The following is a 24682-nucleotide window of genomic DNA, read 5'->3' as shown; positions in this document are numbered from 1 at the left end:
AAGTGGGTTTACTTCACAACTTCTATAACTGCTGTTACCGTAGGCATACCTTCACATGCAGCACTGACAACGGAAGTATATGTACGCTGAACTTCTCTATCCCCCTGTGATAAAGAAGCTAAAGATGAAGCCGGGCCACCTGCACTCACAAAATCCGTAACCGTTATCCCAGCAGGCAATCCACCTGTAGGATCTATATAAATCCCCGCACGACCACTAGCAAGCTGAACTTGTCTTGAGCCACGGATTGTGCCAAGATTATCGAGCAGCTTTCCATCTCCAGCTAATCCAAATCGTACGAAATTAGCCGCGTCCAGGCAATAGATGCCTTCAGCATCAAACGCTCGAACTTCCAAGTAAACACGTCCATCCTCTAATGTTTCCGTTGTTACTTGAATTTCCGCTGGATTACCCCACGCGTCCGATTGATACGTAAACTGCAACTCGTCGGTTACAACAGTCCCTTTACAGATGGCTTCTGCACGCAGATGATACTCACCAGCGGTCAACTCCGTTTCCCAGCGAAGACCCGCACATGGGAAATCTTGCGAATCGCGCTGCTTCACACCCAAGCTCTCGCCATTCAGGAAAAGCTCAACTTGTTCAGCGTTCGAGTACACTTTGATCAACTTTCGTTCACCCTCCGCGCCCCAACGAATCGGCATCGTATGACCATAAATACGAACCATCGGCTCCTCTGACCAGTAGGATTGGAACACATAGAAGGCTTCTTTCGGAGTCAGATCACGCTCGACGATTCCTTTCATATTCAAATAGGGAATCGGAGAATCCGGCCGAACCGGTGTTGCAAAATCCTTGAAAGACCACTGTGCTGCACCCGTCAGCCAGTCCATCTTCTCCTGTGATTTCAAGTACCAATCAATCATTTCACAGAAATACGTCTCTGACCAATCGCCATCACGTGAGACGCGAGGATCGCCACCCGTCAATAAGTAGTCCCCATCACGCTCATCCGTGACGCCATTATTCGTATGGGTCATAAAAGCAAAGCCCGTATACGGTTTCTCCACATGCCGAGTTGGCAAATTGTCAGCTCCCCACTCCATGTGGAAGAACGAGTCTACAGTTTCAAATGCCGTCTGACAACTTGATTCATACTCGGTATACACGCCACGATACCATCCTGCCCAAATGGAAGGCGAATACACATCGATAATATCCTTGCAAAATTCACATCGACGAATGGCCGTTAATCGACTTGGGTCCAGCTCATGTGACAGATCATGCAACTCTTTCATGAATGTACGAATTTCCTGCTGATCAAAGTGATCGAAATCGCATTCCCAATCGTTCTCATTACCTAATCCCCATAAAATCACGGATGGGTGATTATAATGCTGTTCAATCATGGCCGTAAGCATATCGATGCATTGACCACGATACGCTGGTCCACCTAACCCTCCGCGGCACCAAGGGATTTCCTCCCAAACGAGAATCCCTAATTCATCACATAGATCCAGTACGATTCGTGATTGCTGATAGTGTCCAAGGCGAATGAAATTTGCGCCCATCTTCTTGATGAGCCCCATTTCTTCACGCAGCATTTCCTCTGTCATCGCTGCACCTACTGCTACATGGTCCTCATGCCGATGCGTACCACGCAGTAAGAGACGCTCACCGTTCAGCTTAAAAGGCCCCTGCTTCACAAATTCAAACGTTCGGAAGCCGAACCGTTCGGTACTTCGGGTTTTGCCATCTGCACAGTCAAGTTCAACAGAGCAGTCGAACAAGTAAGGGTCTGCAATTGACCATAGACGTGGATTCTCCACCTCGAACGCCGCGATTTCCTTCTCACCCTGCCATGCTGGTAAGGTAATCTCCTTTTGACCGGCAATGGTTCCGTCCTGCCCTTTCAGCACAATGGTAAGCTTAATTTCCTCTGGGAGCTGTTCGGGATTGTACAACTTAGCTCGCACGATGACTTTGCCGCTTCCGGCTGCTTGTTGTTGAGCTGAACCCCCTGCAACTTGCGCATCAACATGTACCTGAGCCAAAGATATCTGTGGTACATAGACAAGATTCAAATAACGATACACACCACCATAGAGATTGAAATCACTCGCATCTGAAGGGATCGTCTCCAGTTCTCGACTGTTATCACAAGCAATTGCGACCGGCATAAGTCCCGCATATCGCTCAATCTCCTTCGAACGTGTCATCGCCTCCGTAATATCCACCGTGAACTCGTCGTAACCACCGAGATGGGAATCTACTTTTTCGGTATACACATATACATCTGTGCGTTGTCCCGCACCTTCAAAATGAAGCAGCGTTCTCCCCTTCGGATAAGGGTTATGTACTTCTAGTTTGTTTCGATACCAGCCTTGACCTTGGTAATACTTATGATCGGGATCCATCACATCCATCCCATTGTATGTATGTGGAAGCGTCACCATTTCCCATGGAACGTTATAATGGTTTTGCAACTTATCGGATCGCCATACTTCCCAAACACCGCCCAATGATCCGCGATAATGCTCCCATTGCTCAGTTAATCGTTGTTTCAACATGTTACGTGTCTCCTCCTAGTTGCGCATTCACTTGACTCCATCGTATCAAAAAAAAGGACACAAAAGTGTATGCCTCTTATGATAAAATGTTGTTAGAATACGATGAGGTGATCGCTTATGAAATTGATGAATTACATGAACTTAAACGTGCACCCGGTGCAATTGTCGTTTTTCAAAGATCGAACACACGCATTCGAAGAAGTCTTTCATGCTCACCAAGGAATGGAGATACTTATCGTTCATGAAGGAACTGGAATCGTCGTAATAGAACAACAAATTCTCGAGCTGGCGCCAGGCTCTATTTTCTGTTTTAGACCCTTTCAATTACATCGCATTCGGATCAACAATCTACCTCAAGATAACTATATCCGCTCGCTATTCGTACTGGAACCGGCTGTCTTAGTGGCAGCGATCTCTACCTTTCCAACGTTGCGCGAGTTCCTCATGAAGCTGTGGAAGGATCCACTAATGCCGCAGGCATTCCGGAGTGAAAGTCTTGCGGAGCTTGAAGTCTTATTGCGCAGCTATATGCCGCGTCTGGATCTGGTCAAGGAACGAGGACCTGAACGACTGCTGGAAGAGCAGACCCTCTTCCTCACGGCGTTCTTGCACCAGCTTCGTACCGATTCCGAGAAGAATTCGGATGCTCTGCCTCATCTTTCAGGTAGAAGCTCATCCACAGCCGAACGAATGCTTGCTTGGATTGAGGCGCATTATATGGAGCCTTTCCGGCTCGAAGAGCTCGCATCGGCTGTTCACTTGACGCCGAACCATGTATCTGCCACTTTCCATCAATCCATAGGCAGTACCATAACCGAGTATTTGACCGCACGTCGAATTCGACAAGCTTGCTGGCTTCTGCGAACCACAGATATGTCCGTGCAAGATATTGGTGAGGGAGTTGGATTGGGGAACTTTTCCTACTTCTGCCAACTATTCAAGAAGCATGTAGGTTACACACCTTATAAGTTCAAAGGCATGAGTGCTTATACGACTTTTATAGATTAACGCACACGGAATCCATACAGATAAGATACTTTACTTATATCCAGACTTTACCATGATACCCGACTCTTGGCATGAGATAATGACAGTATGGAAATCTAAGCCTTGATGGAGGTTGTAACATGCCCAATTGGATTATTCGAAAATTACAGCAACCAGACGACTTTAAAGCGGTAGCACCGCTCCTAAATCTGATCTGGTCAGAACCAACAACAGCTGAACAGCTGAACGAAGACGAGGACAAAATCCCTCCAGGAAAACTGCACTATAATGAAGAAGGACAGTTGATGGGATGGGATCGTCCCAAATGGGTTGTAGAAGACGAGCATGGTCATATTGTCGCCTATGCAATCGCATGGCGAGCTCCATGGACGGAGCCTGGCGCACTGATCTATAACCTGGTAGTAGACCCGGAAATACGTTGTAACGGTATAGGTAATGAACTATATGAGGTGCTTAATCAATGGGCACTTGAAGTTAAAGCCACACGGCTCATCGGCTATATGAAGGAGAGCGACGAACAGTCCTTAGATTTTGCTGAACGACGCAACCATGTAAAGGAACGTCATTCCTTCGAATCTGTTCTAGACTTGGCAACATTTGATGGGGGTACACTCGAGGAATCCATCAAAGATGCTGAACGTACAGGCATTCAGTTCATCACTTTGGCGGATGAACCTGGAGAAGTCAGTGAGAGGAAGCTGCATGATTTATATAAGGTCACACATCCGGATATTCCAGGCTACTCCGGAGACTTTCCGTGGTTTGAAGAATGGAAAAAGTGGAGTATCGCGCAGAATGGCGTGCGCCCCGAATGGATCCATATCGCCAAGGATTGCGAACGCTTTATTGGTGTTGTAACGCTGCAGCAGAACGAGCAAACACGTGCCATGTATCATGAATACACCGGAGTACTCCCAGCATATCGGGGTCGGCGAATTGCTCTAGCCTTAAAGATGCTCGGTGTGCAAACTGCTCGTGCCCATGGAGTCCCCTATTTGAAAACACACAATGACTCCATGAATGCTCCAATGTTGCACATTAACCGTGATTTGATCGGCTTTCGAGCGGAGCCTGGAAGTTATAAGATGGTATGTGAGCTGCGTTGAGTATATAACAAGAGAACGAGAAAACGCTATCTTTTATCATCTACTATCCGATTCAAATATCGTGACAAAAAGCTTCTTATACTATAGTATTTATTACATATTATTGCGTGTGAAGCACACCGCTCCCTCCCTATTCGGGATGGCGCGGTGTTTTTTGTTCCTAGCTGAGGAGGGATATTCTTGGATATATACGAATCATGGTTGGACAGACAAAAGAAAAATCTTACGGGAGAAGCGCTACGTCGCTTAAATGAAGGACATGCCCACAATGAAAAACTGTTTGCTCAAGACATTTGGCTGCCTGCCGTCGGAAGCTTGGATTATTTGCATGCTGAGTATGAAGTCACCAATTATCGAGATGGTGTCTTCTATTTGGACTTCGCCTACATCAGACCTCCCTATTTCATCAATTGGGAAGTGGACGATTTCAGCTCACATGCAAAAAACATGACCCGTCGAAGCTTTGAGTATGAGCGCGAAAGACAAAACCAGTTGATGTTAGACGGATGGCACATCTACCGATTCCCCCTGGATGCCATCAAAGAAAAGCCACGACGCTGTCAGCAACTTATTCAGCAAGTATTAGGAATATTGTATGGCGGCGGCATGACTACTGATCTGAAGCTATCGTTGAAGCAGCGAGAAATTCTTCGGTTCGCCATACGTTTGCAGAGACCTTTCATGCCTCAAGAGATATGCGATCTTCTAAGCATTAAGGGACAGCATGCTCGAAAATTACTTCACGAATTAGTCCAATCCAAGCTGCTTCTACCAGCATCAGGTTCCGATCGCATTCGTACCTATATACTAGGACCAGAAGCCATGCAGCACTATAAATAGCGCTATGTAAAAGCGCTATTCGGCAAATTTCGGCTATCAGCCACACAATAACGTTACGCGATAACGCTATTAGCTCCAAAAGTTGATTTTTTCGCAGAATTTAACGATTTAGCGTTACGCCATCACTTTATTTCCCCCAAATATAGCCAAATGCCCAAGATTAGATGATGCCATCATCTTATCTTGGACGGCCAAACAAAAATTAGTCCAATCCAAGCTGCTTCTACCAGCATCAGGTTCCGATCGCATTTGTACCTATACACTAGGACCAGAAGCCACATAGCACTATAAATAACGCTATGTAAAAGCGCTATTCGGCCAATTTCGGCTATCAGCCACACAATAACGTTACGCGATAACGCTATTAGCTCCAAAAGTTGATTTTTTCGCAGAATTTAACGATTTAGCGTTACGCCATCACTTTATTTCCCCCAAATATAGCCAAATGCCCAAGATTAGATGATGCCATCATCTTATCTTGGACGGCCAAACAAAAATTAGTCCAATCCAAGCTGCTTCTACCAGCATCAGGTTCCGATCGCATTTGTACCTATACACTAGGACCAGAAGCCACATAGCACTATAAATAACGCTATGTAAAAGCGCTATTCGGCCAATTTCGGCTATCAGCCACACAATAACGTTACGCGATAACGCTATTAGCTCCAAAAGTTGATTTTTTCGCAGAATTTAACGATTTAGCGTTACGCCATCACTTTATTTCCCCCAAATATAGCCAAATGCCCAAGATTAGATGATGCCATCATCTTATCTTGGACGGCCAAACAAAAATTAGTCCAATCCAAGCTGCTTCTACCAGCATCAGGTTCCGATCGCATTTGTACCTATACACTAGGACCAGAAGCCACATAGCACTATAAATAACGCTATGTAAAAGCGCTATTCGGCCAATTTCGGCTATCAGCCACACAATAACGTTACGCGATAACGCTATTAGCTCCAAAAGTTGATTTTTTCGCAGAATTTAACGATTTAGCGTTACGCCATCACTTTATTTCCCCCAAATATAGCCAAATGCCCAAGATAAGATGATGCCATCATCTTATCTTGGGCGGCCACATTCGTGTTATCGTAAAAAGGGGGGGCATTTTCACCCCCATCTCATCTTTCCTCGTATGAAAAAAACCTTACGATGCTCGCAAGGCTTTTCCTTTATTCAGGCTCCACACGATCTGGAAGTTGAGATACATAACTATCGGATAATTGCAGAAGCTTCAACGCATGATTAAATTCATCTTCCGTAGCGGATTGATGTTCGTTGGCATTACCGGCAAGTGTATAGAAGTTGCCATCCTCGAAACCTTTACCCGACATGAAAAGTTCTTCATTATTTACAAATGAGCCCGTTGGCAAGTAGTAACGTTGTGGTAATAAATTATAAGCCGTTTGGTTAAGTAAATCCTGGCCAAAGTGTAGATAGTCTGTCAAAGGTACACCTAGTAGATTAGCTACCGTAGGTAGAATATCTATTTGACCTCCGAGCTGACTTTGCACCTTCGGTGTGGTGACGCCTTCCGCTGCAATAATAAGAGGAATATTGATGAGTTCTTTTTCGCTATATTCATGACCTAATATTTCCGTCAATAAGTGTTTATCATCCGTTTTTAATGAAAATAAGGGTAGTCCACGATGATCACCATAGAGAACAACAACACTATTCTCCCAAATCCCTCGTTTCTTCAAATCCTCGATAAATAAGCCAAGTGCATAGTCCGCATAATTCTCAGCACGTATATAATCACCTACGAAAGTGCCTTCGTACCGCTCAGGCAGGGTCATTTTATATTTTTCTTCCGGAATGGTGAACGGGTTATGAGCGCTCATGGAAATAACGTGTGCGTAAAAAGGTGTTCCCTGCGCTTGAAACGAAGCTAATTCTGCCGCTGTTTTCTGATACAGCACTTCATCGGACGAGCCGTAAAAGAAGGCATCCTCATCTTTGAAATACTGCTTATCATAATATCGATCGTAGCCAATGGCTTGATATAAATCATCCCGATTCCAGAATCCAACTTCATTCGTATGGAAATTCATCGTGGTATAGCCTTGCTTCTGAAGAAGCTTCGGAAGGCTGGGTAAATCTTTCTTCCCATACACTTGTGTGGCCGCGCCATCAGGCGGTACGTAATACGACGTATTCACGATAAACTCGGCATCCGACGTGTTCCCTTGACCAATTTGTTGATAAAATTTCGGGAAATAATAGTTGGATCCCGCTAACCGATTCAAGTTGGGGGTGATTTCAGTTCCATCAATGTTCAAACCAATGAGGAAGTTCTGAAAGGACTCCATTTGAATAATAATCAAATTCTTGCCGCGTGCTGCCCCTTGTAAGAGGGGTGCTTCAACCGCAACTTTATTCTTCAGTTCGTCAATAGCAGACTGCGTAATTTGATCCGTGCTAATGATTTCTTCTTTCTTAGGAGAGAGCAGGTTATACATTTCATAATTGAGTATGCCCATTTTGGACGCCTTCACATTTTCATTGAAGGAACTGCGGTTAGGAATCACACTAAGTGCACAAAGTAAGAGAGAGAAGCAAGCAACACTAGCCACAATCTTCATGCTAAGCGGCTTCCACTCTCTTGTTTTGGGCTTCATGAACGCAAAGAAAGCAACAATCACGATATCCAAGAAGAACAACAGATATTGGGGTTCGATTACCGAGAAAATGCTCTTCTTAACAGCACCAACTTGCTTGGCTTGGGTTAAGACGTGATACGTAGCAATAACGCCGAAATGTTTGTAATAAATAACAAGTGCAAAAAACAAAATCGTCATTATCAGATCAATCGCGAGATACCAGGCGAGTTTATGTTTTTTCACCACATATTCAACCACGCAATACGTGATTAAGATTGCGGGGATTTCTGTCAAAAGTATTCTGGCTGAAGGGCCTGTTTCAAATAAAATCATCCATGCTACATAAATTTTGATCACAATAAATAATGGAAATAAAAATAATCTATGCCTGAGCCGTTCCAACATAAGGATAGCTCCTTTCATTTACAAACATTTGTTATAAAAGCGACTGGAAGGAATGCCGAATCACATCTCCCCTGCTAATAATGCCTACTAGAACGCCTCTCCTGATCACGGGTAGCTTTTTTATGCGTTTTTTCCCCAAAATAGCAGCGATCTGCTCAATGTCCTCTTCAGCATCTACCGCAATCACTTTCTTCTGTGCTATTTTCATCACATTCAAAAGAAGCAAATTACGCACGCGATCTTGAAACTCATCATTGTCGCCTTTGATCACAGCCGTGTAGAGATACGTACCAAATATATAATCATCGTGCTTGCCAATGTAGCGCATAATATCCCCATCACTAATGTAGGCAACGACTTCATTACGATCATTCACGATAGGAAGTCCACTGATCCGGTGCATGAGGAACTTCTCAATAACTGCGCGAACCGTATCATTTTCTTTTACTTTATACACTTGACTGACCATAATTTCCTTAGCTTTCAAATTGTGCCCGCTCCCGTCTGCTATTGCCTTCTAATCTAACAAGATGTATGATGACACTATATACTTGCATTATACAACTATGTCGGTTGAAGTCAATCCTAATGTGGCTGTTAATCGCCCTACTCTGGAAGATATTCAAATAATCCGGTATATGTTACGATAACAACCATGATCGATTTCAAACACAGAACGAAGAGGGTCTTATCGGATGACAACAAACGCCATTCAAATCATAGAAGCAGAACTAGGTATCTTCATTCGCCGTTTTATCGCTGCGACCACGAATAAAAAAGTCGGTAATTTGGATCGCGCTGCTTACCTATTGCTCCATCAAATTTCGACACATGGATCCGCCGGCGTGAAAGCTTTAGCCGAGGAGTTCCAACTCGACATTTCGACAATCAGCAGGCAGACCGCTGCTCTGGAACAAAAAGGCTATCTCTATCGAATTCCAGATCCACAAGATGGCCGAGCTTACTCTATGCAGCTTACGGATGCAGGTACAGAGGAATTAGCTTTGAACAAGCAAGCCAGATTGGCATATTTAACGAAACATCTGCAAGATTGGACGGAGGAAGATCAACAAAGGTTCGGTGAACTGCTGAATAAGTTTAATGATACGTTTTAAAGTACATCCTTCCTAACAACAAAAAAACTTCCAGTTCAAATAACTGGAAGTTTTTTTGATTATTATCTAGTTACCGATACATCATCAAAATAGGCCTTCGTACTCGCATACGTGCGCGCTCCGATCTTACCGCTCGTAAAGGCAGTATCTTCAGCAGTAAATTGGAGTGCACCATCTTTATAGACGAAGATCGTGCTGCCATTTAGAACGATTTTGTACGTGTAGAATGTGTCGGGCACAATACTTGGACTCGCGTAGCCTAATACCGTTTTAACACCATTGACCGATTTGATAAGTTCCATTTTCCGGCTGCTGGAATGATCATTATTTTTCAAATAGAGCAAGTAGTGGTTATTGGCATCCGTATAGCGAGCAACTAATCCCGCGTCCTTATTGCCGTTCGTGTTACTAGTTACGCTAACTTTCGCTTCCAACGTATAGTCAGTCCAAGTGGACTCCCCTGCGATGGAGAAGCTATTTGAACTGCCTGCTTGCCCGCTGTACTGTGAGGATTGCACCGACCAAGTCCCGCTTGTTGGTGTCCAACCTGTCGCAAGACCGTTGTTGAAATCGCTAAGAAGCAATTGTTGCGTGTCCGCAAACGTAGGGACGAACTTGACAGCATCCGCAAATGTATTCCCCGCATCGGTTGCTAATAGCTTCACCTCGTTGGCAGAGCCTGCTGTCAGCAGATAATTGCCGATCAACTGCCAAGTGCCTCCATATACTTGCTGGTTTACCGTCTTGGAGGTGTCCATGCCGCCACTATATGTGATCTCGAGCGGAGCCGCGTCTGGTCTGGTTGTGCCTGTTGGCCATCTCATGTAAATATCATAATTGCCCGTCACAGGAATTGTAGGCACCCACTTTGCCCACTTCGTTGTGTCTGCTCCACTCGTGCCATCTTCCCGATAATTCGGACCATAATAGTTAGTGGCCGGCGTGCTCTTAGCCGCCCATGCTGAATCCGTAAAGAAGCCGAAATCCGTGTTGTCCACTGTTATCGAACCATCGGCTGGCGGCGGTGTCAGTGTGAAGTAGTCCATGATCAGGCGGTATCCCGTCGCGCTAGCGTTCTTGCCCGTTGTGGTGATACGGAACAAGTAACTGGCAGGATAGCTGAATGTGTACGTGCCAAATTTAAGATCTTTATACGTCTCCGACGTATTCCAATATGTATCATACGTCGGTCCAATGTTCACGCCATTGATCGAAAGCTGAATGATACTATTATTACTCGCCTTCATGATGCGGCCCAGTACGTCATAAGTACCTGCTTGCGGCACATCCACGCTGAATTCCGTAAAGTCGCCTGCAGCCGAAGTAATAAAGCCAAGCTTCTTACCTCCACTCGCACTCGCGTCATTATAGACGTTAATACCATCTGTCATCAAATGAATGGGCAGCGTCTCCGCTTCATAAAGGTTAGGCATTGGGATCGGAGCCGGATTGGCCGTCTGCGTACCCGTCAAGCCGAATTTCACCTTGTACGCTTTGCCTGCTGAGTCTTTTACGTTCACCTTGAATTTGAGCGTCGGGCTATATTGTAAGATCGTTACCGCATCATCCTTCGAAATGAGGTTTTTCGCGGATTTTGCGACTTCGATATAGATGTGGCCAGTGTTATCTTGCGTCGGGTCCGATACCGATACTTCGAAATCGCTCGCGGTTTCCCGCGTCATAACCGACGATTTGGAATCAGACGTTACTCCGCCTACCGTCTTCCGCGCGTCCTGCCAGAAGTTAATGCCGGTAATGCCCAGTCCCGTTTCCTTAACAGCCTGCGCCTGGTTTGAATTCTCCAGAATGGTAATATTCGGCGATGCCGCGTAACTTGCCACTTGTGTGCTCGTTTTATTCGGAAGCAGGACGTAGGAATACGTTCCGTTCGTTGGGTTCACCCCATGATCGAACCAAAGGTTCATGTAATTGCGCGTGTAATCGGTCGTCGGAGCATCATTCCCATTGATGTCATTCCAACTGCCTATTCTCGCTTCTCGAAGTCCCTTGATCGTCGCGCCTCCTGGGAAGTAGTAACCGATGTCCGAACCGGACACGTTACCGCCTAGATGTATATAGTTCGTACCTGTCATGGTCTCCGCCAACCCGAGAGAAGTAGATTTGGTAGTACCATTCACGGTAAGGGCATTATTTCCAGCAGAATTGATCTTCCGGTTTTCGATGATTGTCTCCGTCGTAACGCCGTCTGTACTGTTAATATCGGAACCCAGCGCCACGATTTCATCGTCGAACATGAACCACGATTTTTTGGCCTTCAATGTTAAATCTACTATAGAGTTCTTCTCGTGAAGCGTTGACTGAAACTGCATGCCTGTTACGCCGTAAAGTCCCAATATGTCCGTTCCACCGGCAAATGCGTGCACGCCTCTTTGGTTGGCTTCTTGGCCAACGCCGCTAAGTACGGTCGTTCCCGGCAACCGGTAGTTGTTCACAGTCGGCCAGAAGTTGTCGTTGAATTGAGTCACATCGTTATTATAGAGCGTAGTCATCCCAGAAGAAACGTACCAAATGTTGTTAGGCTCGCTGTTGAGTGCCTCATAGTTTTTCATGCGATCCGAGAACATCCCTATATTGAACCCGTAACCTGGTCTCAACTGTACGACACGATCCATGCTCGCGTATTGCTTGTAAGTAATCTGCTCAGCCCGCGGTAAAATGCTTGAATTATTCAAAATACTTTTTGCTTCTATGAGCAGCCACATGTTTGCGTCTTTCAAATAAGTTTGGGCTGGATCTGCCTGCAGCCAGCTTTTGACCATGCTCCTAAAGGCAGCGGCATCCGTGCTAGAAGCTATATAAGCTAGTTGGATAAGCGCGCTGATAACATTACCGCTCGAGACATTATCCTCTTCATAGTATCTGGATATTTCCCTGCCGCGAACCGTATCCATGAAATTCCCTTTGTAAATCAATGGCTCAAAGGATTCATAGATCCACTTATAAACGTTCGCAAAGTTAGGATCAGCAACTTCCCAAGAGGATCCGTCGAGCAGATACATAATTTCGGCTAGACTTGAAATCAAGCTTGCACCGTATCCGCCTGCATATGCGATATCCGTATGCTGAATAAACGAACCGTCTATATAGAAACCATCGCCTTTCGTGACATAAGGAAGAAAGGCACTCATGCCGTCACGAGCATCGGCGAGTGTAGTACCCGCTGGAACATTATTTTTCCCAAGAATGGCTGCGATCGCACACACTCGGACTTCCCACATCCGATTAGCCCCGGTCATGTCGATATCATTCTGGAAATAGTTCACAGCTGCCACATTCTCATCAATTTGCGTCTGTGTTAAATCATCATACATAAGTGCTACAAGCTCATTCAGCGCAAGTGGGTCGCCTATTTCAAAATACCACCAGTTCTTACCGTAAGTCGAAGCGCCGGCATAATAAATGTGGCCATGCATCCAATCCAAACCGTCGATAATCGCCGCCTTCAAGTCTGGGTCTCCCATGAGGGGCGAGCCGTATGTTCGGTATGCCTTGGCCATATCGGCTAGAAACTGATAGGTATACATCGTGTTCTCTGGGTAATTACTGCCTATCGCGTAATAGTTCCAAAGTTTAGTCCGATTTACGTCCGTAAGCATCGTATCCCAAAGCTCCTGCGCTGTATCTGTAATCTCGTCGATACGCGCCGCAATATCAACATCGGTTAGTGAATACGTCGACGGACCTAATAACATGTCCACGTACTTCTCCCTTAACACATCAAATTCGTCGGATGCATAGGCTTTCTTCGTATCTACCGGTAAAAGCAGCGATCCAAAAGCAACTATCAGTGCTAAACTAAAAATTATCAATCTATTGAACGATTCAATCCGCATTCCATTAGCCTCCAATTGATTAATGTCATATTGGTGTCATTCCTTTGGTGATCGGAAAAGGACAAAGCACACTTTCGTAGCACACCTTCTTTAAAAGAACTTCCAGTCATGAACTGGAAGTTCTTTGCATTTACTATCTTGTTACCGAAACATCATCAAAATAGGCCTTCGTATTCGCATACGTACGCGCACCGATCTTCCCACTAGTAAAGGAAGTATCTACCGCACTGATTTGAAGCACACCATCTTTGTACACCGAGATATTGCTGCCATTTAAGACGATTTTGTAGGTATAGAACGTGTCAGCAACAATACTTGGGCTTGTGTAGCCTAATGTCGTTTTGACGCCAGCAACTGATTTCACCAGTTCCATTTTCCGACTACTGGCATGATCATTATTTTTCAAGTAGAGCATGTAATAGTTATTGGCATCCGTGTACCGAGCTATGAGCCCCGCATCCTTATTGCCACTCGTGTTGTTGGTTACACTGACTTTCGCTTCCAATGTGTAGTCGGTCCAAGTCGACTCACCAGCGATGGAGTAGCTGTTTGAACTTCCTGCTTGACCGCTGTATTGCGAGGATTGAACCGACCAAGTTCCACTCGTAGGGGTCCAACCTGTTGCAAGACCATTATTGAAATCACTAAGAAGTAATTGTTGTGTCACGCTTGGACCCGACTGTACAGCGCTGCTTACTGCATTGGAGGTTGTATCCGTTGTATGGAAGTAGTAAGAATGAATACCGACAGGCAGCTTCGTCGTATACTTGTAAGCTTTGCCGTCACTGTAAGTTACATCTGCAGGATCTACAGCTACCATTTGACGAACAATCCCATCCAAGATGAGCTCCATGGAAAATGGTTTCTCATTCTGCACATCCGTGTACGTTGTATTGAACGTGAAGTCCGTTGTTGCATCACCCGAAGCTTTATCAACACTAATCGCACTCAGGGTCGGTGCCGTTCCACTAGCTACGTTTGTTGCTTTAATCTCGTCCATGAACATTTCACCGTAACCAACAGCAGTTTGGTTCAACCAGATGGACAATGTCACTTTCTTTTTGCTCACGGCTGGAGATAACGTATCTAGATTATAGGCTAGATCTGTCCATGTAGTCGGAACTGTAATATAACCACCGGACAAGTTATAGGTACGCGTACCGTCATTTAATTCGATTTTCATCTTTAAATTAGCATAGCTTGGGTTCTTAACTTTGAAATTAAGATAACGGTATCCAGATAAATCAACAGAATCATGCCATGGCTGAAATTTAGCAAATGAATTAACCGCAGTCGGTGTTTGCGAGAATTTACCTACCGTTAACCCATCCAACGTTGTCTTGACGAAGGCCGCTGTTCCACCATTTTGTGTATACCAGTTTACCCATTCACCATTACCACCAACAGAACCCCAAATGCCGCCACCACCGAAATCATCGTAAATTAATGGTGTGGATGGATCTGGCAGCGGTGCAGCCACCGTGTAATGCGTTGAACTGTAGCTTTCTCTACCTGTTGCATCTGTTCCACGAATATCCACTCTTTTATTTGAATAGGCAGCTGAAGCACTTTCATCAACGGTCCCTGCATACACACTACCCGAAGCGGTCATCGGCAGGAATGTACCTGATGTGCCTGTGGATGAATATTCGAGATTAGACAACCCTGTTGTGGAACCGCTAAATACGGTTACGTTACCTCGCACATAATCGCCGATGGTGGGTGATGTAACAGGAAGTGTCGTCGGTGTTACTCCGCCTGTTGAGCTTGCTGTCGAATTCGCACTCAATCCCATTATCGTGTACAAAAGTCCTGCTTGAATACTGATACTGAACTCATTGTAACGCCATTGATTCGTATCATCTTCGTACAGTGAACGATCTTGATACCATGGGCTTACGCTCAGTTTATCTTTGGTATCTTTCATATTAGGTCCACTGACCATGGCGCCTGGGAATACCACACCCGACCCAAGCTTGGAATTGGAGCCTTCATCGAATCGCGTATGCGGGTAAGTAACAAAGTCCGAACCGATACCGGAAACCCAACTTATATTCCATGGATTTTCCCCAAAAATCCAGTACATCCCCTTCTCGACCGCACGCAATGCAGCAGGATCTTGGAATAGCTCGTAGTACCGCATCATGTCGCCAAGATAAGACGCATGCGGTTCGTTCACACCGAAATTCTTAAATTGGTTCAGTACGCTATATGGCGTATCATCTATCGAGGACAAGAAATAATCAACTTGTTGTTTCAATAAGGATTGAATATGAGCTTTCGTTGCAGTATCAGCAACTGGATAGAATTCCGCCAAGGACATCGGTCTCATATCCCAATAATTCGTTGATGCCAAATCAGCGAAAACAAGCGTGTTGATATTAGCTGTTGCTGCATTTTTGTAAGCTACGTTATTCGTCAATAAATACAGCTCTACATCCGCTAAAAGCTTGGAATTTGGAATGCCGCCACGAGTTCCGTAAGAACCAATTGGTCCATTCGGATTTGCAACGACGTAATTGTAAAATGTAACCGCAGCTACTTCACAATTGTTCGCGAAGGTTGTGAGCGCTGTGACCTTCGCTGGCGCGATGTCACCTTTCGTGATTGCTGTGCGGATTGCTCTTGCTGTTGCCGCTAATGTTCCCGCTGCTTTGGCGGAGCCTCCTACCCCTAATCCGGAGAGCTTACGATCGTCCGCTGTGCCGTTAATGTTGTCCGTCGTTTTAGCAGGGTGAATGAAGCTTCCGGCATTGTTCTTAAGATCATACATTTCACCGCCCAATTGATTGGCAAATTTGACTAAGTACTCACTGCCAAAGACGGCCTCATCGACTAGATCAGGAACGCCATTGCTGTCATTATCGAATTTGGAGCTAGCCGCATCCGCATGACGAATATAGGCCAGAGCTATTTCTGAACCTACCCATTGATTGCCTGCGTATTTGCCGTAATCTCCAGCATCATACCAGCTGCCAGTCAAATCATAGTGCGTCAAGCCGTCAGCCGATGACGCATCATCCAAGTGACCAGCTGGATGGTAAATATTAGCGGATGGTGCGACCGAGCTATATCCAGCAGGATACGCATCGGAAGTTGCTACGCTCGCGCGCAAGATGCGATAGAAAGCCGTCATTTCATCCTTGTAATTCGTCCAAATGTTCGGTTGAATTGCGAATGGAAAGGAGGAAATGCTATTGCTGACAACGGTATAATTCGTACCGCTAGCTGTGATGGATGAGAAATCGATCGAATATACGTGTTTATTCCAAAAGAAACCATCATACGTCATATTGCCAGTAGCAACAACGGTTGCACCATTCTTCACGACATATGATAGATCCGTTAGTGCAAGCTCTGCAGTTACTTTGGCATTTTTAAATCCACCAGCGTTATACCCCGCTTGGCTGACTGTGACATCGATGACTTGCGCTGTGTTCGTAACGACAGGTTGATTCTGGACCGTCGTTGATACTGGATTCGACGTCAAGTCTGTCGTTCGGAAATAATAAGTATGCGAGCCCACAGGCAGCTTCGTGATGAAATAATAATTTTTGCCATTGGAGTAGGTGGTATCTGCATTATCCTCTTCCCTCATATCATAGAGGGTATCGTCGACAACAAGCTGCATAGCAAATGGTTTCTCATTGTCTACATCTGTATACGTCGCTTTGAAAGTAAAGGATGTATTCTGATTATAGCCGCTCGCTGAGTTAGCGGTCATCGTGCCCGTTAGTGTCGGAGCAGTGCCACTGTTGTCCGTAGACGCGAAAATATCATCAATCAGCGTCTCGCCATAAGTACCCCCGGATTGACGGAGCCAAATTTCAAACCTCGCTGTCTTTTTGTTCAGGGCTGGAGTTAAAGCATTCAAGTCAAATTGACTCGTCGTCCACGTTGTTGGAATCGCTACCCAGCCAGCGGTTAGATTATAATTGGTCGTACCATCCCCAACAACAATCCGAATGAGTGAATTCGCATAACCTGGATTTTTCATCGTAACGTTTAGATACCGATACCCCGTCAAATCTACAGTCTCATTCATGGGCTGGAATTTGGCCCACGACGAGCTCGACGTTGGCGTTTGGGTGAATAACCCGACTTGACGCGAGTCGACGGTTGTCTTAGAATATGTGCCTGTTCCACCTGCTTGGTTGAACCAGTTCGTCCAGTTCTGCTTGAAAAGACCACCACCATTAAAATCATCATAAAGAAGTGGATTGTTAGGTCCTGGCAGCGGTGTTACAGCTGCTGAGGTTATACTTGGTGAAATCAACAGTGTGTTTAACGCGAGAATCAAACCTAAACACATGCACCAAAATCTCCTTGACCTTCCTTTCATACGAGTGGTGCTTGACATTAACCATTCCTCCTGTGCATCCATATTTTAGAAATCGCTTACATTCCAATTATACGCAATCTTTAATCATCGAACGATGATGTAATCTCAACAACTTGTGATCAATTCTGGGAGTTGGGCAACTTTGGCTACTGCTACCACACTACTGCTACTGTGCCTATCGCAGTTGACATGGTGGTTAAATGCACACACAAGCAAATAAGCAAGAAATAAGAATAGAAAAAGACAGACAGAAGGAATAAAGGAGGAACCTTCTCCTCGAATTCGTCTTGCATATTCCACTGACCGACATAATTGCGGACAAGCCGCGGTTTACATTCCCCTTTGTCAAATACCATCTGACACTGATTGTCGTAGAAGAAGAACGTATCCGACCAAGGCCGTGGCGCAACTCCACCAAGCGTCATCGTATAATCATTCACTTCGGACGAATGGGTTTATCCTTGGGCAAAGTTGTGAGTGTTACACCACACTGTGCAACGTGGGCAAAGAATCTGTCTCTACTTTAATAATCTTATCGATTGGAATTTGGTAGTTTGGTACTTATCAACGATTTCCTTATTTGATCTTTATTCAATTAGTTATACCTAGTTTTGCTAAGCGCATGTAAATAAAAAAGATCACCTTTCAACTTGCATGCTTCGCGGGCGATCTTTTTATGTTTTGTGCTACTGATGTCAACATTTGTTATACGCACGCACAGATTTTCAACTACTCTAACTGATTAACTAGGTCTTGTAATATAAGCTTCTCTTGACTAATCATGTAATGTAGTTTTTCAGAAACACTAATCATTAGGGATGCATCATTAGTAATAAAACTTTTTAATGCTATATTTCGTGTGATCAAAGATAAAGTAACAATTTCTTTATAATCGTCATACAGTTTTTTATAGTTTTTCAAAACACCTAATTCCCCCATGTATTTAATTCTATCTAACATTACAGTTTTATGATTCCAACTAATATGAAATGGTTTAATATGGAACTCCGAAAGCTTTTTATTTCCATTATGTATCTCATTCAAATTCTCAATTAAGACGTTATACACTTCTATACCGCAAATTAAGTTTTCTTTTGGGGTACCCAATATTGCATAACTATCCTTGGATGATAGATAATCTTGTATTAAAGTTGAAACCATTGCCGCATTAAAAATCCATTTTTCTTTCTCATATAATCCAAATGGACTTTTATTAAAACTCAGAACATTTATTCCGCTGATATTTTGTTGTAAATTAAATTTTCCCATTGAGTAATAACCACTACAAATCTCCTCATAAGTTGCTGTTTCGTAGCTATATTTCCCATTGAAAAAATCAGCAATATAAAATATTTTTTCTTCCGAATCAAATCCATAAATTAAAGCTGCATGATAATCATGTTTTTTTTGATATGCTTGGGTATATGCACGGATATGAAACATATCCAAGTAAACAAAAATATATTTATTTTTTTCTAATAACCGTAACATAAATATAACTACGTCTATATCTAAAATTTCAATACTTTCACTAGTCAAATGTTCTTGAGCAATTAAAGGACAAAATTTAAATATAAAATCATTATAAAACTCCAGCCCAGTTTGGATAAATTCTTTTCCCCGACTGTAAAGTTGAATAAAATTATTGTAAAACCAAGGAAGTGAAGATGATTCCGTTAAAATAATTGATAAAACAGCAGTTGTAGTAGGATAGGATGTGATGATAGGCTTGGCCAATGGCAAGCTTATTTTTTTCATGTTTTCTCCTCCTGACTTTAGTTTCAATTAGGCTAAAGATTATAGCAATGCGAAAAACTTCTATTGAAGTCCTTTCAAAATGTGCGACCGCGTTTTAAAGGTAGTTTCTATCGCCAATTATCAAGATTTTTTCAGGAACCGAAACCTTATGCTTTCTAATGTGGTAAGAAACAATCTATTCCTTTCCTATACTACCATTTTAATGGGTTTAGAAGTTTACACAACAGCACAAATAGGGGTGTTTAGCACCCCTTTTTACTCCGTGTATTCGCAGAAGATGTGTGAACCGTCCTTAAAGAGTTTTTAAATGTCCAAGGAATCTGTTAAGCGGCTGTTCCAATTTTTGTTTAACAGCAGCTGGCCACTTGACATAATCGCCACCATAGCAGCACAATAATGCAAATACCCAACGGTCAATCCCAAATGCGATGCAACCCGAATGCATGGGCTTATACTCATCATTTAGCACGTCAAAAGACTTACATAGCGAATCCTCCATATTATTAAACGAGGCAATAGAAAAAGAGCCGTTTCCTCCGCCAGCTTCCACAACCAATTCATACTTCATATTTCCCATAAGCTGATGCTGTCCTTTTGCAGTTTCCTCCGAAAAGTAGAAAGGATCGCTTGCCGTCTCAATTCTACCTCGCAAACCAAGCGATTCAAATAACGTCCATGCATCCTCCATAAAATGCTTTCTTTTAGTTTCAATAAATGACGAATCACCAAACATGACAATCTCTCTCATACTAAACTCATTCATACGGTGCCTGCCTAGTCTCCACACAGCTTCATGCCGGTAACAGGTGCCACGGGCGGTCAACAACAACGGATTCGATAACCGTTTTTCTGAGAACTCCGCATAACAATGAAAGCAGACGGCTGGAGAAAGCGCATAGGGGCTAAGTCGAGCAAGATTCTTTAAATCACCAGGTTCTCGAACCTTGTTTAGATCTTCTAAGCGATGCGGGAATTCTGACACCAAATGAATATTTTGGGGGAACGTCGGAATATATCGACATTTGTGAAGGATATCGAGTGGAATCATTGATGGGTAGCTGCGAAATTGTGCATTATGATGAAGAGATAATTCCTGTAATAGGCGATCTATTTGCTGGAACAATGTAACTGCCAGGCCTCTTCGTACAGATCCGTCAGCAGCGAACAAATCATCAATCAGATGCATCTCCTCTTGCTGTGTAGAAACCTTCTCATCACTTTCGATGTATGTGCGACTGCCAATGATTCTATTATGCCTTTCTTTCTCTATCAAAACAGAAATTGTTCTCTCGATCGTGTCTACATCAGCTTCAGGAAGCATATCGACAACGATCTCTTGCGTTTGATCGTCGAGACAACAACTAGAGATACCCTCAATACTATACACTAATTTAGAAAGCAGTGAATTCGCTTGCTTTACATTTAGCTTTCCTTCAGTCTGATAAGTTTTGATCATTACTGATGCACCTATCTTTCAATTAAAATTTATATGAACACATCGCATTTTTGATCATGCTTTTTCAGCCAAGCGAGCTCTTTCTCCAAGTAGTAGAAGGGGTGATCCCCAAACCATTCAATAGCTGCCGTATAAGTCATGTTGTCACGATCCAGTTGCTCGACAATCGACGTGTAATCAATGATGCCATCGGAAAGAGTTGTCAAGCCATCTCGATCACCACTTGGAGAATACACGTTATCAGGTGCGAATACGCCCAGCTTATCACGGCAAGATATGTTTTTTAGGTGATAGTTGATCGTCCACTCTTTCAATGCCCTATAAGCGTACAACGGATCACTTCCCAACTCCCATATATGTAAAAAATCAAGATTAACACGAATATGGGAGTGAGCCACCTCATCCAACAAACGGAGCGTGGATATGAGAGTATCCGCTAAGGTTTTTGGATGCGTCTCGATTACGAGGTAAACACCGTTCTCAGAAGCAAGTTGAGCAAGATTCCGCAATCTTGTCACACACCGTTCCCAAACTCTCGGATTAGCTACGGAGCTAGACTGATTCCCTGCAAATATACGAAGTTTATTGGTTCGAAACGTTTGAGCAAGTGCAAAGAGCGAATTCCCTCGTTCTAATACCGCCAACGTTTGATCATCCTCTGCGAATAAATCGATATAATCGCTAACCATTGAAATCCGAACGCCCTTAGCTTCCATCTTATCTAATAAGTGGGATACCTCATACTTATGGTTGCGCACTAGCGCCTTCGCATGAATTCCCCACAGTTCAATCCCAGCAAAGCCTTTCTCACAGGCAAAATGAACCAGGTCATTGAAAGAAACAAGCTCATGCCGAAATGAAATGGAACATAATGAATAATTCAAAATACACACCCCCAATACAATCGTGATCAGGCTTTTCTCAACTTTTTGAAACGTTCTGAGTATAACTCCTTCTCTTGGATATAAACCTTCACAGGAACTTGATAGTCCTCTAACTTGTCTTGGCAAAAGGCTCGTATTCTTTGCTTAAGCTCCTTAGCATCAATCAGAAGCTCGGTATTAACAACCGCAGTAACTACATGGCCCAACAAGGAGCTAGGTTCTCCCTTGACAGTAACATCCCACACCTCGCCCATTTGGAGCAATACTTCCTCCACCTCGACAGGGTATACTTTCCTTCCTCCTACATTAATGATTTCTGAGCATCGCCCGAAAATCCTCATGTACTCTCCATCCACGCTTACTTGATCCTGCGTATTAAACCAGCCTTCTTTATCAAATGGGCTTGGCGCATTCAAATATCCGACCATTGCCGTTTGAGAACGGATATGAAGTACACCATCGACGATCTTTGTCTCTATCCCTTCCCCTCCGATTTTCAACCAGGGAGATCCAGAATGCTTCGACTTGGCCCGCATAATGCCGAGCTCCGATAAACCATACGTTTGTCGCATTTGAATGTGAGGGAACTCACTGTTTAATTGCTGCAGCGTATAATCCGGCATTACCTCTGTACCATACGAAATCACACGCAATGAAGACATATCAAATTGCTTATATGCTCTCGTCATCAACAGCATATTCAGAAAGCTTGGCGAGGTAGGTAATAACTCTACGTGATGCTTCTCTATCAATGCACAGATCTCCGAAGGAGACCGGCTTGGAGGCACAATGATTGTACCTCCGTTAGCCAACGTATGAAACAAGGTGTTGATTCCGCCAATATGGTCAAAAAGCAGGAATGACAAGGTACGCAAAGTATCTCTCGATACCTTATAACGTTCAAGCAATTGCGAGATATCGTGAAGAATCGCCTTTGGTGCACCAGTAGTTCCAGACGTAAAAAGGATCATACCAGCCTGCCCTTTGAGAAGAAACTGCTCCAGAAGTCCCGTATGGGCGCTGCGTTCATGATTTGCAATACGGTAGCTGTCGCCGTCGAAGTGAATCGATTTGTTAACCTGAGCGATTTGGTATAACTCCTGAAGTCTATGTCTTACATTAACAGATACAGGAACAATCACATTACCGTTTGCAATCAGTGCCAAAATCGCTCCGCTGACAACAGGAGAATAATCTCCCTCTAACAAAATCACCTCTCCAGAGCTTATCTGACGTTCGATTATAATATCTTTCCAGTTCGTATAGTCCTCCAATAATCTGCCAAACGTCACTGAATTATCAATAAAAACCATTGCTTCCCTATCAGCAAAATCAGACATTTTATCTAGAAGCCATCCAATTGACAACGTGCTCGTTCCTCCTTCGTTATGGCGGCAAGTCTATGCTTATTGTGCTACTTGTACAGCTATTCGCTCTAGAACATATTCTTGAAGCAGACAATATTTACTTAAGATCGGCATCGCTATATCTTGCACGTTGATTGTGATATTGAATTCTTCTTCCAAATCTACAAATAGATTAACAATAAGAATGGAATCAAGCGCCAAATCGTCCACAATATTAGTATCTGACATTATCTCTTCCGCCTCTACCATTATCCTTGCGTTCCGTATAAGAATTTCTTTCAGTCGGTTATCTAAGCTCTCATCACTCATTGAGCTCCCTCCCTAATGGCGAGATACAACCATTCCAAAAATTGCAGTTCGATGCGTTTCAGCTCATCAATTCGAACTAAAATAGACGGAACGACTGCCTGGTTGTTTTGCCCACTCTTGTATTTTAGCAGGAGGAAATTAATCAAATTCCACATAGCTAAAATTGCATCAATTTGTCGTTGTCCTTCCTCTTCCTGCGCCACGCTAAAATCTGCCATATCCTGGTATGTATTCCAAACCACACTACGAAGCCGTCGAATAGAGGTAATAGTTTTTGTATTGATAACTATCCAATCGTTCCTTCTACGGATCGTCCACCCGTCGGAATTCCGTAGATCCTCCTCGAAGTGCTCCAATGCTCGAATGCCGCCATGGCGATTATTAAACCAATGCTGCCAAGCTCTCACCTTCTGTTCGTGTGAGCTACCCTTAGGAATGATCGGATCCGACTTGCTTTTTCGCTGATTTCTATACAGCGTCAACATCTGCTCGGTGCAATGAATCAAGCATGACTCCAAATTAGGCTCCGAGAAGGGAACCACCGAATCTTCCATGACGAAATAGTGAACCTCATTGCTCCCTAGGCGAATAGCGCTTGCGTAGGTAAGCTCATCCGGACTTAGGGTTACGACCATATTGACGACTGGGTCCGTTACGAGATAACGCTCCTGCTGTTCATCCCAACCGTAGAGCAGAATCGAATGCTGGAAGCCGCTCTCCTCCATGCCCAAGAAAGAGCGTGGAAAAAACTCAAGCTTGGACGCCTGGCATAAGCAAATCGCACTGTGTCCGCTACGAATATAACGCTTAAGCGATTCCTCATCGCCTTTGATAAACGTCATTTTCAACCCATAGAAGTATTCCAACGGTAGTTGCCGCGCTTCCTTTCCCGATAGCAGCGTTTTGAACTGATAACTTAAATTCCAATAACTCAACAAAATCTTCCTGTAGTCTTTTCCTTGAATGTTTAAATAGGTTAAAACGCAGGAAGTGAAGCATTCCATAAATGCCAAATTGATATTCTGTTCATTATTTACTTCAATGACTTGTTGCACCTTTTTCATCCTCCTTTCATAACCTCACTTGTCTGCATGTAATTCTGA

General features: G+C 43.9%; 16 protein-coding genes. 4 read left to right on the top strand and 12 right to left on the bottom strand.

The window, feature by feature from the left end; genetic code table 11:
* Window positions 1-8 precede the first annotated feature (8 nt).
* Complete coding sequence (locus A8708_RS16500) at window positions 9-2531, bottom strand: glycoside hydrolase family 2 TIM barrel-domain containing protein (RefSeq protein WP_068665329.1); 2523 nt, start codon at window positions 2529-2531, stop codon at window positions 9-11.
* Window positions 2532-2648: 117 nt separating this feature from the next.
* Here A8708_RS16500 and A8708_RS16495 point away from each other — a divergent pair, with 117 nt between their 5' ends.
* The 3 genes from A8708_RS16495 to A8708_RS16485 all read left to right on the top strand — a co-directional run bounded on the left by A8708_RS16495 (window position 2649) and on the right by A8708_RS16485 (window position 5485).
* The gene (locus A8708_RS16495; RefSeq protein WP_068665327.1) at window positions 2649-3539 is read left to right on the top strand and encodes an AraC family transcriptional regulator; all 891 of its coding nucleotides are present in this window, start codon (window positions 2649-2651) and stop codon (window positions 3537-3539) included.
* Between the two features lie 119 nt (window positions 3540-3658).
* The gene (locus tag A8708_RS16490) at window positions 3659-4645 is read left to right on the top strand and encodes a GNAT family N-acetyltransferase (protein WP_068665325.1); all 987 of its coding nucleotides are present in this window, start codon (window positions 3659-3661) and stop codon (window positions 4643-4645) included.
* A 180-nt stretch (window positions 4646-4825) separates the two neighbouring features.
* Window positions 4826-5485 carry a DNA-binding response regulator gene (locus A8708_RS16485; RefSeq protein WP_239696724.1) on the top strand — a complete coding sequence of 220 codons (660 nt, stop codon included), beginning with the start codon at window positions 4826-4828 and terminating at the stop codon, window positions 5483-5485.
* A gap of 1173 nt (window positions 5486-6658) precedes the next feature.
* Here A8708_RS16485 and A8708_RS16480 read toward each other — a convergent pair.
* The gene (locus A8708_RS16480; RefSeq protein ID WP_338044204.1) at window positions 6659-8332 is read right to left on the bottom strand and encodes an LTA synthase family protein; all 1674 of its coding nucleotides are present in this window, start codon (window positions 8330-8332) and stop codon (window positions 6659-6661) included.
* 193 nt (window positions 8333-8525) lie between these two features.
* Window positions 8526-8981: a CBS domain-containing protein gene (locus tag A8708_RS16475; RefSeq protein ID WP_068665319.1), complete on the bottom strand. Its 456-nt coding sequence runs from the start codon at window positions 8979-8981 to the stop codon at window positions 8526-8528.
* Window positions 8982-9189: 208 nt separating this feature from the next.
* Here A8708_RS16475 and A8708_RS16470 point away from each other — a divergent pair, with 208 nt between their 5' ends.
* Window positions 9190-9609 (top strand): MarR family winged helix-turn-helix transcriptional regulator, encoded by a 420-nt coding sequence (locus A8708_RS16470; RefSeq protein WP_068665317.1) that lies wholly within the window; start codon window positions 9190-9192, stop codon window positions 9607-9609.
* 62 nt (window positions 9610-9671) lie between these two features.
* Here A8708_RS16470 and A8708_RS16465 read toward each other — a convergent pair whose 3' ends face one another.
* From A8708_RS16465 to A8708_RS16425, 9 genes are all read right to left on the bottom strand, one after another.
* Complete coding sequence (locus A8708_RS16465) at window positions 9672-13463, bottom strand: polysaccharide lyase family 8 super-sandwich domain-containing protein (RefSeq protein ID WP_068665315.1); 3792 nt, start codon at window positions 13461-13463, stop codon at window positions 9672-9674.
* Window positions 13464-13596: 133 nt separating this feature from the next.
* Window positions 13597-17775 (bottom strand): glycoside hydrolase family 9 protein, encoded by a 4179-nt coding sequence (locus tag A8708_RS16460; RefSeq protein WP_068665314.1) that lies wholly within the window; start codon window positions 17773-17775, stop codon window positions 13597-13599.
* Between the two features lie 182 nt (window positions 17776-17957).
* Window positions 17958-18230, bottom strand: a complete 273-nt coding sequence (locus A8708_RS16455; RefSeq protein ID WP_068665312.1) for a hypothetical protein — start codon at window positions 18228-18230, stop codon at window positions 17958-17960.
* 304 nt (window positions 18231-18534) lie between these two features.
* A complete protein-coding gene (locus A8708_RS16450; protein ID WP_068665310.1) occupies window positions 18535-19563 on the bottom strand; it encodes a hypothetical protein in 1029 nt (342 codons plus the stop codon).
* A gap of 292 nt (window positions 19564-19855) precedes the next feature.
* A complete protein-coding gene (locus tag A8708_RS16445) occupies window positions 19856-21019 on the bottom strand; it encodes an aminoacyl--tRNA ligase-related protein (protein ID WP_068665308.1) in 1164 nt (387 codons plus the stop codon).
* Window positions 21020-21048: 29 nt separating this feature from the next.
* On the bottom strand, window positions 21049-21903 hold the full coding sequence (locus A8708_RS16440) for a sugar phosphate isomerase/epimerase family protein (protein ID WP_068665306.1): 855 nt from the start codon (window positions 21901-21903) through the stop codon (window positions 21049-21051).
* A gap of 26 nt (window positions 21904-21929) precedes the next feature.
* Window positions 21930-23270, bottom strand: a complete 1341-nt coding sequence (locus tag A8708_RS16435) for an ANL family adenylate-forming protein (protein ID WP_068665304.1) — start codon at window positions 23268-23270, stop codon at window positions 21930-21932.
* 39 nt (window positions 23271-23309) lie between these two features.
* A complete protein-coding gene (locus A8708_RS16430; RefSeq protein WP_068665302.1) occupies window positions 23310-23579 on the bottom strand; it encodes a phosphopantetheine-binding protein in 270 nt (89 codons plus the stop codon).
* Complete coding sequence (locus A8708_RS16425) at window positions 23576-24634, bottom strand: hypothetical protein (protein WP_068665300.1); 1059 nt, start codon at window positions 24632-24634, stop codon at window positions 23576-23578. The genes A8708_RS16430 and A8708_RS16425 overlap by 4 nt, the downstream gene beginning before the upstream one ends.
* Window positions 24635-24682: the final 48 nt, after the last annotated feature.

This window comes from Paenibacillus oryzisoli, assembly GCF_001653565.1.
Lineage (GTDB): Bacteria > Bacillota > Bacilli > Paenibacillales > NBRC-103111 > Paenibacillus_E > Paenibacillus_E oryzisoli.
Note: the sequence above shows the minus strand (reverse complement) of the source record. Positions and strands in the feature narration are given on the sequence as shown.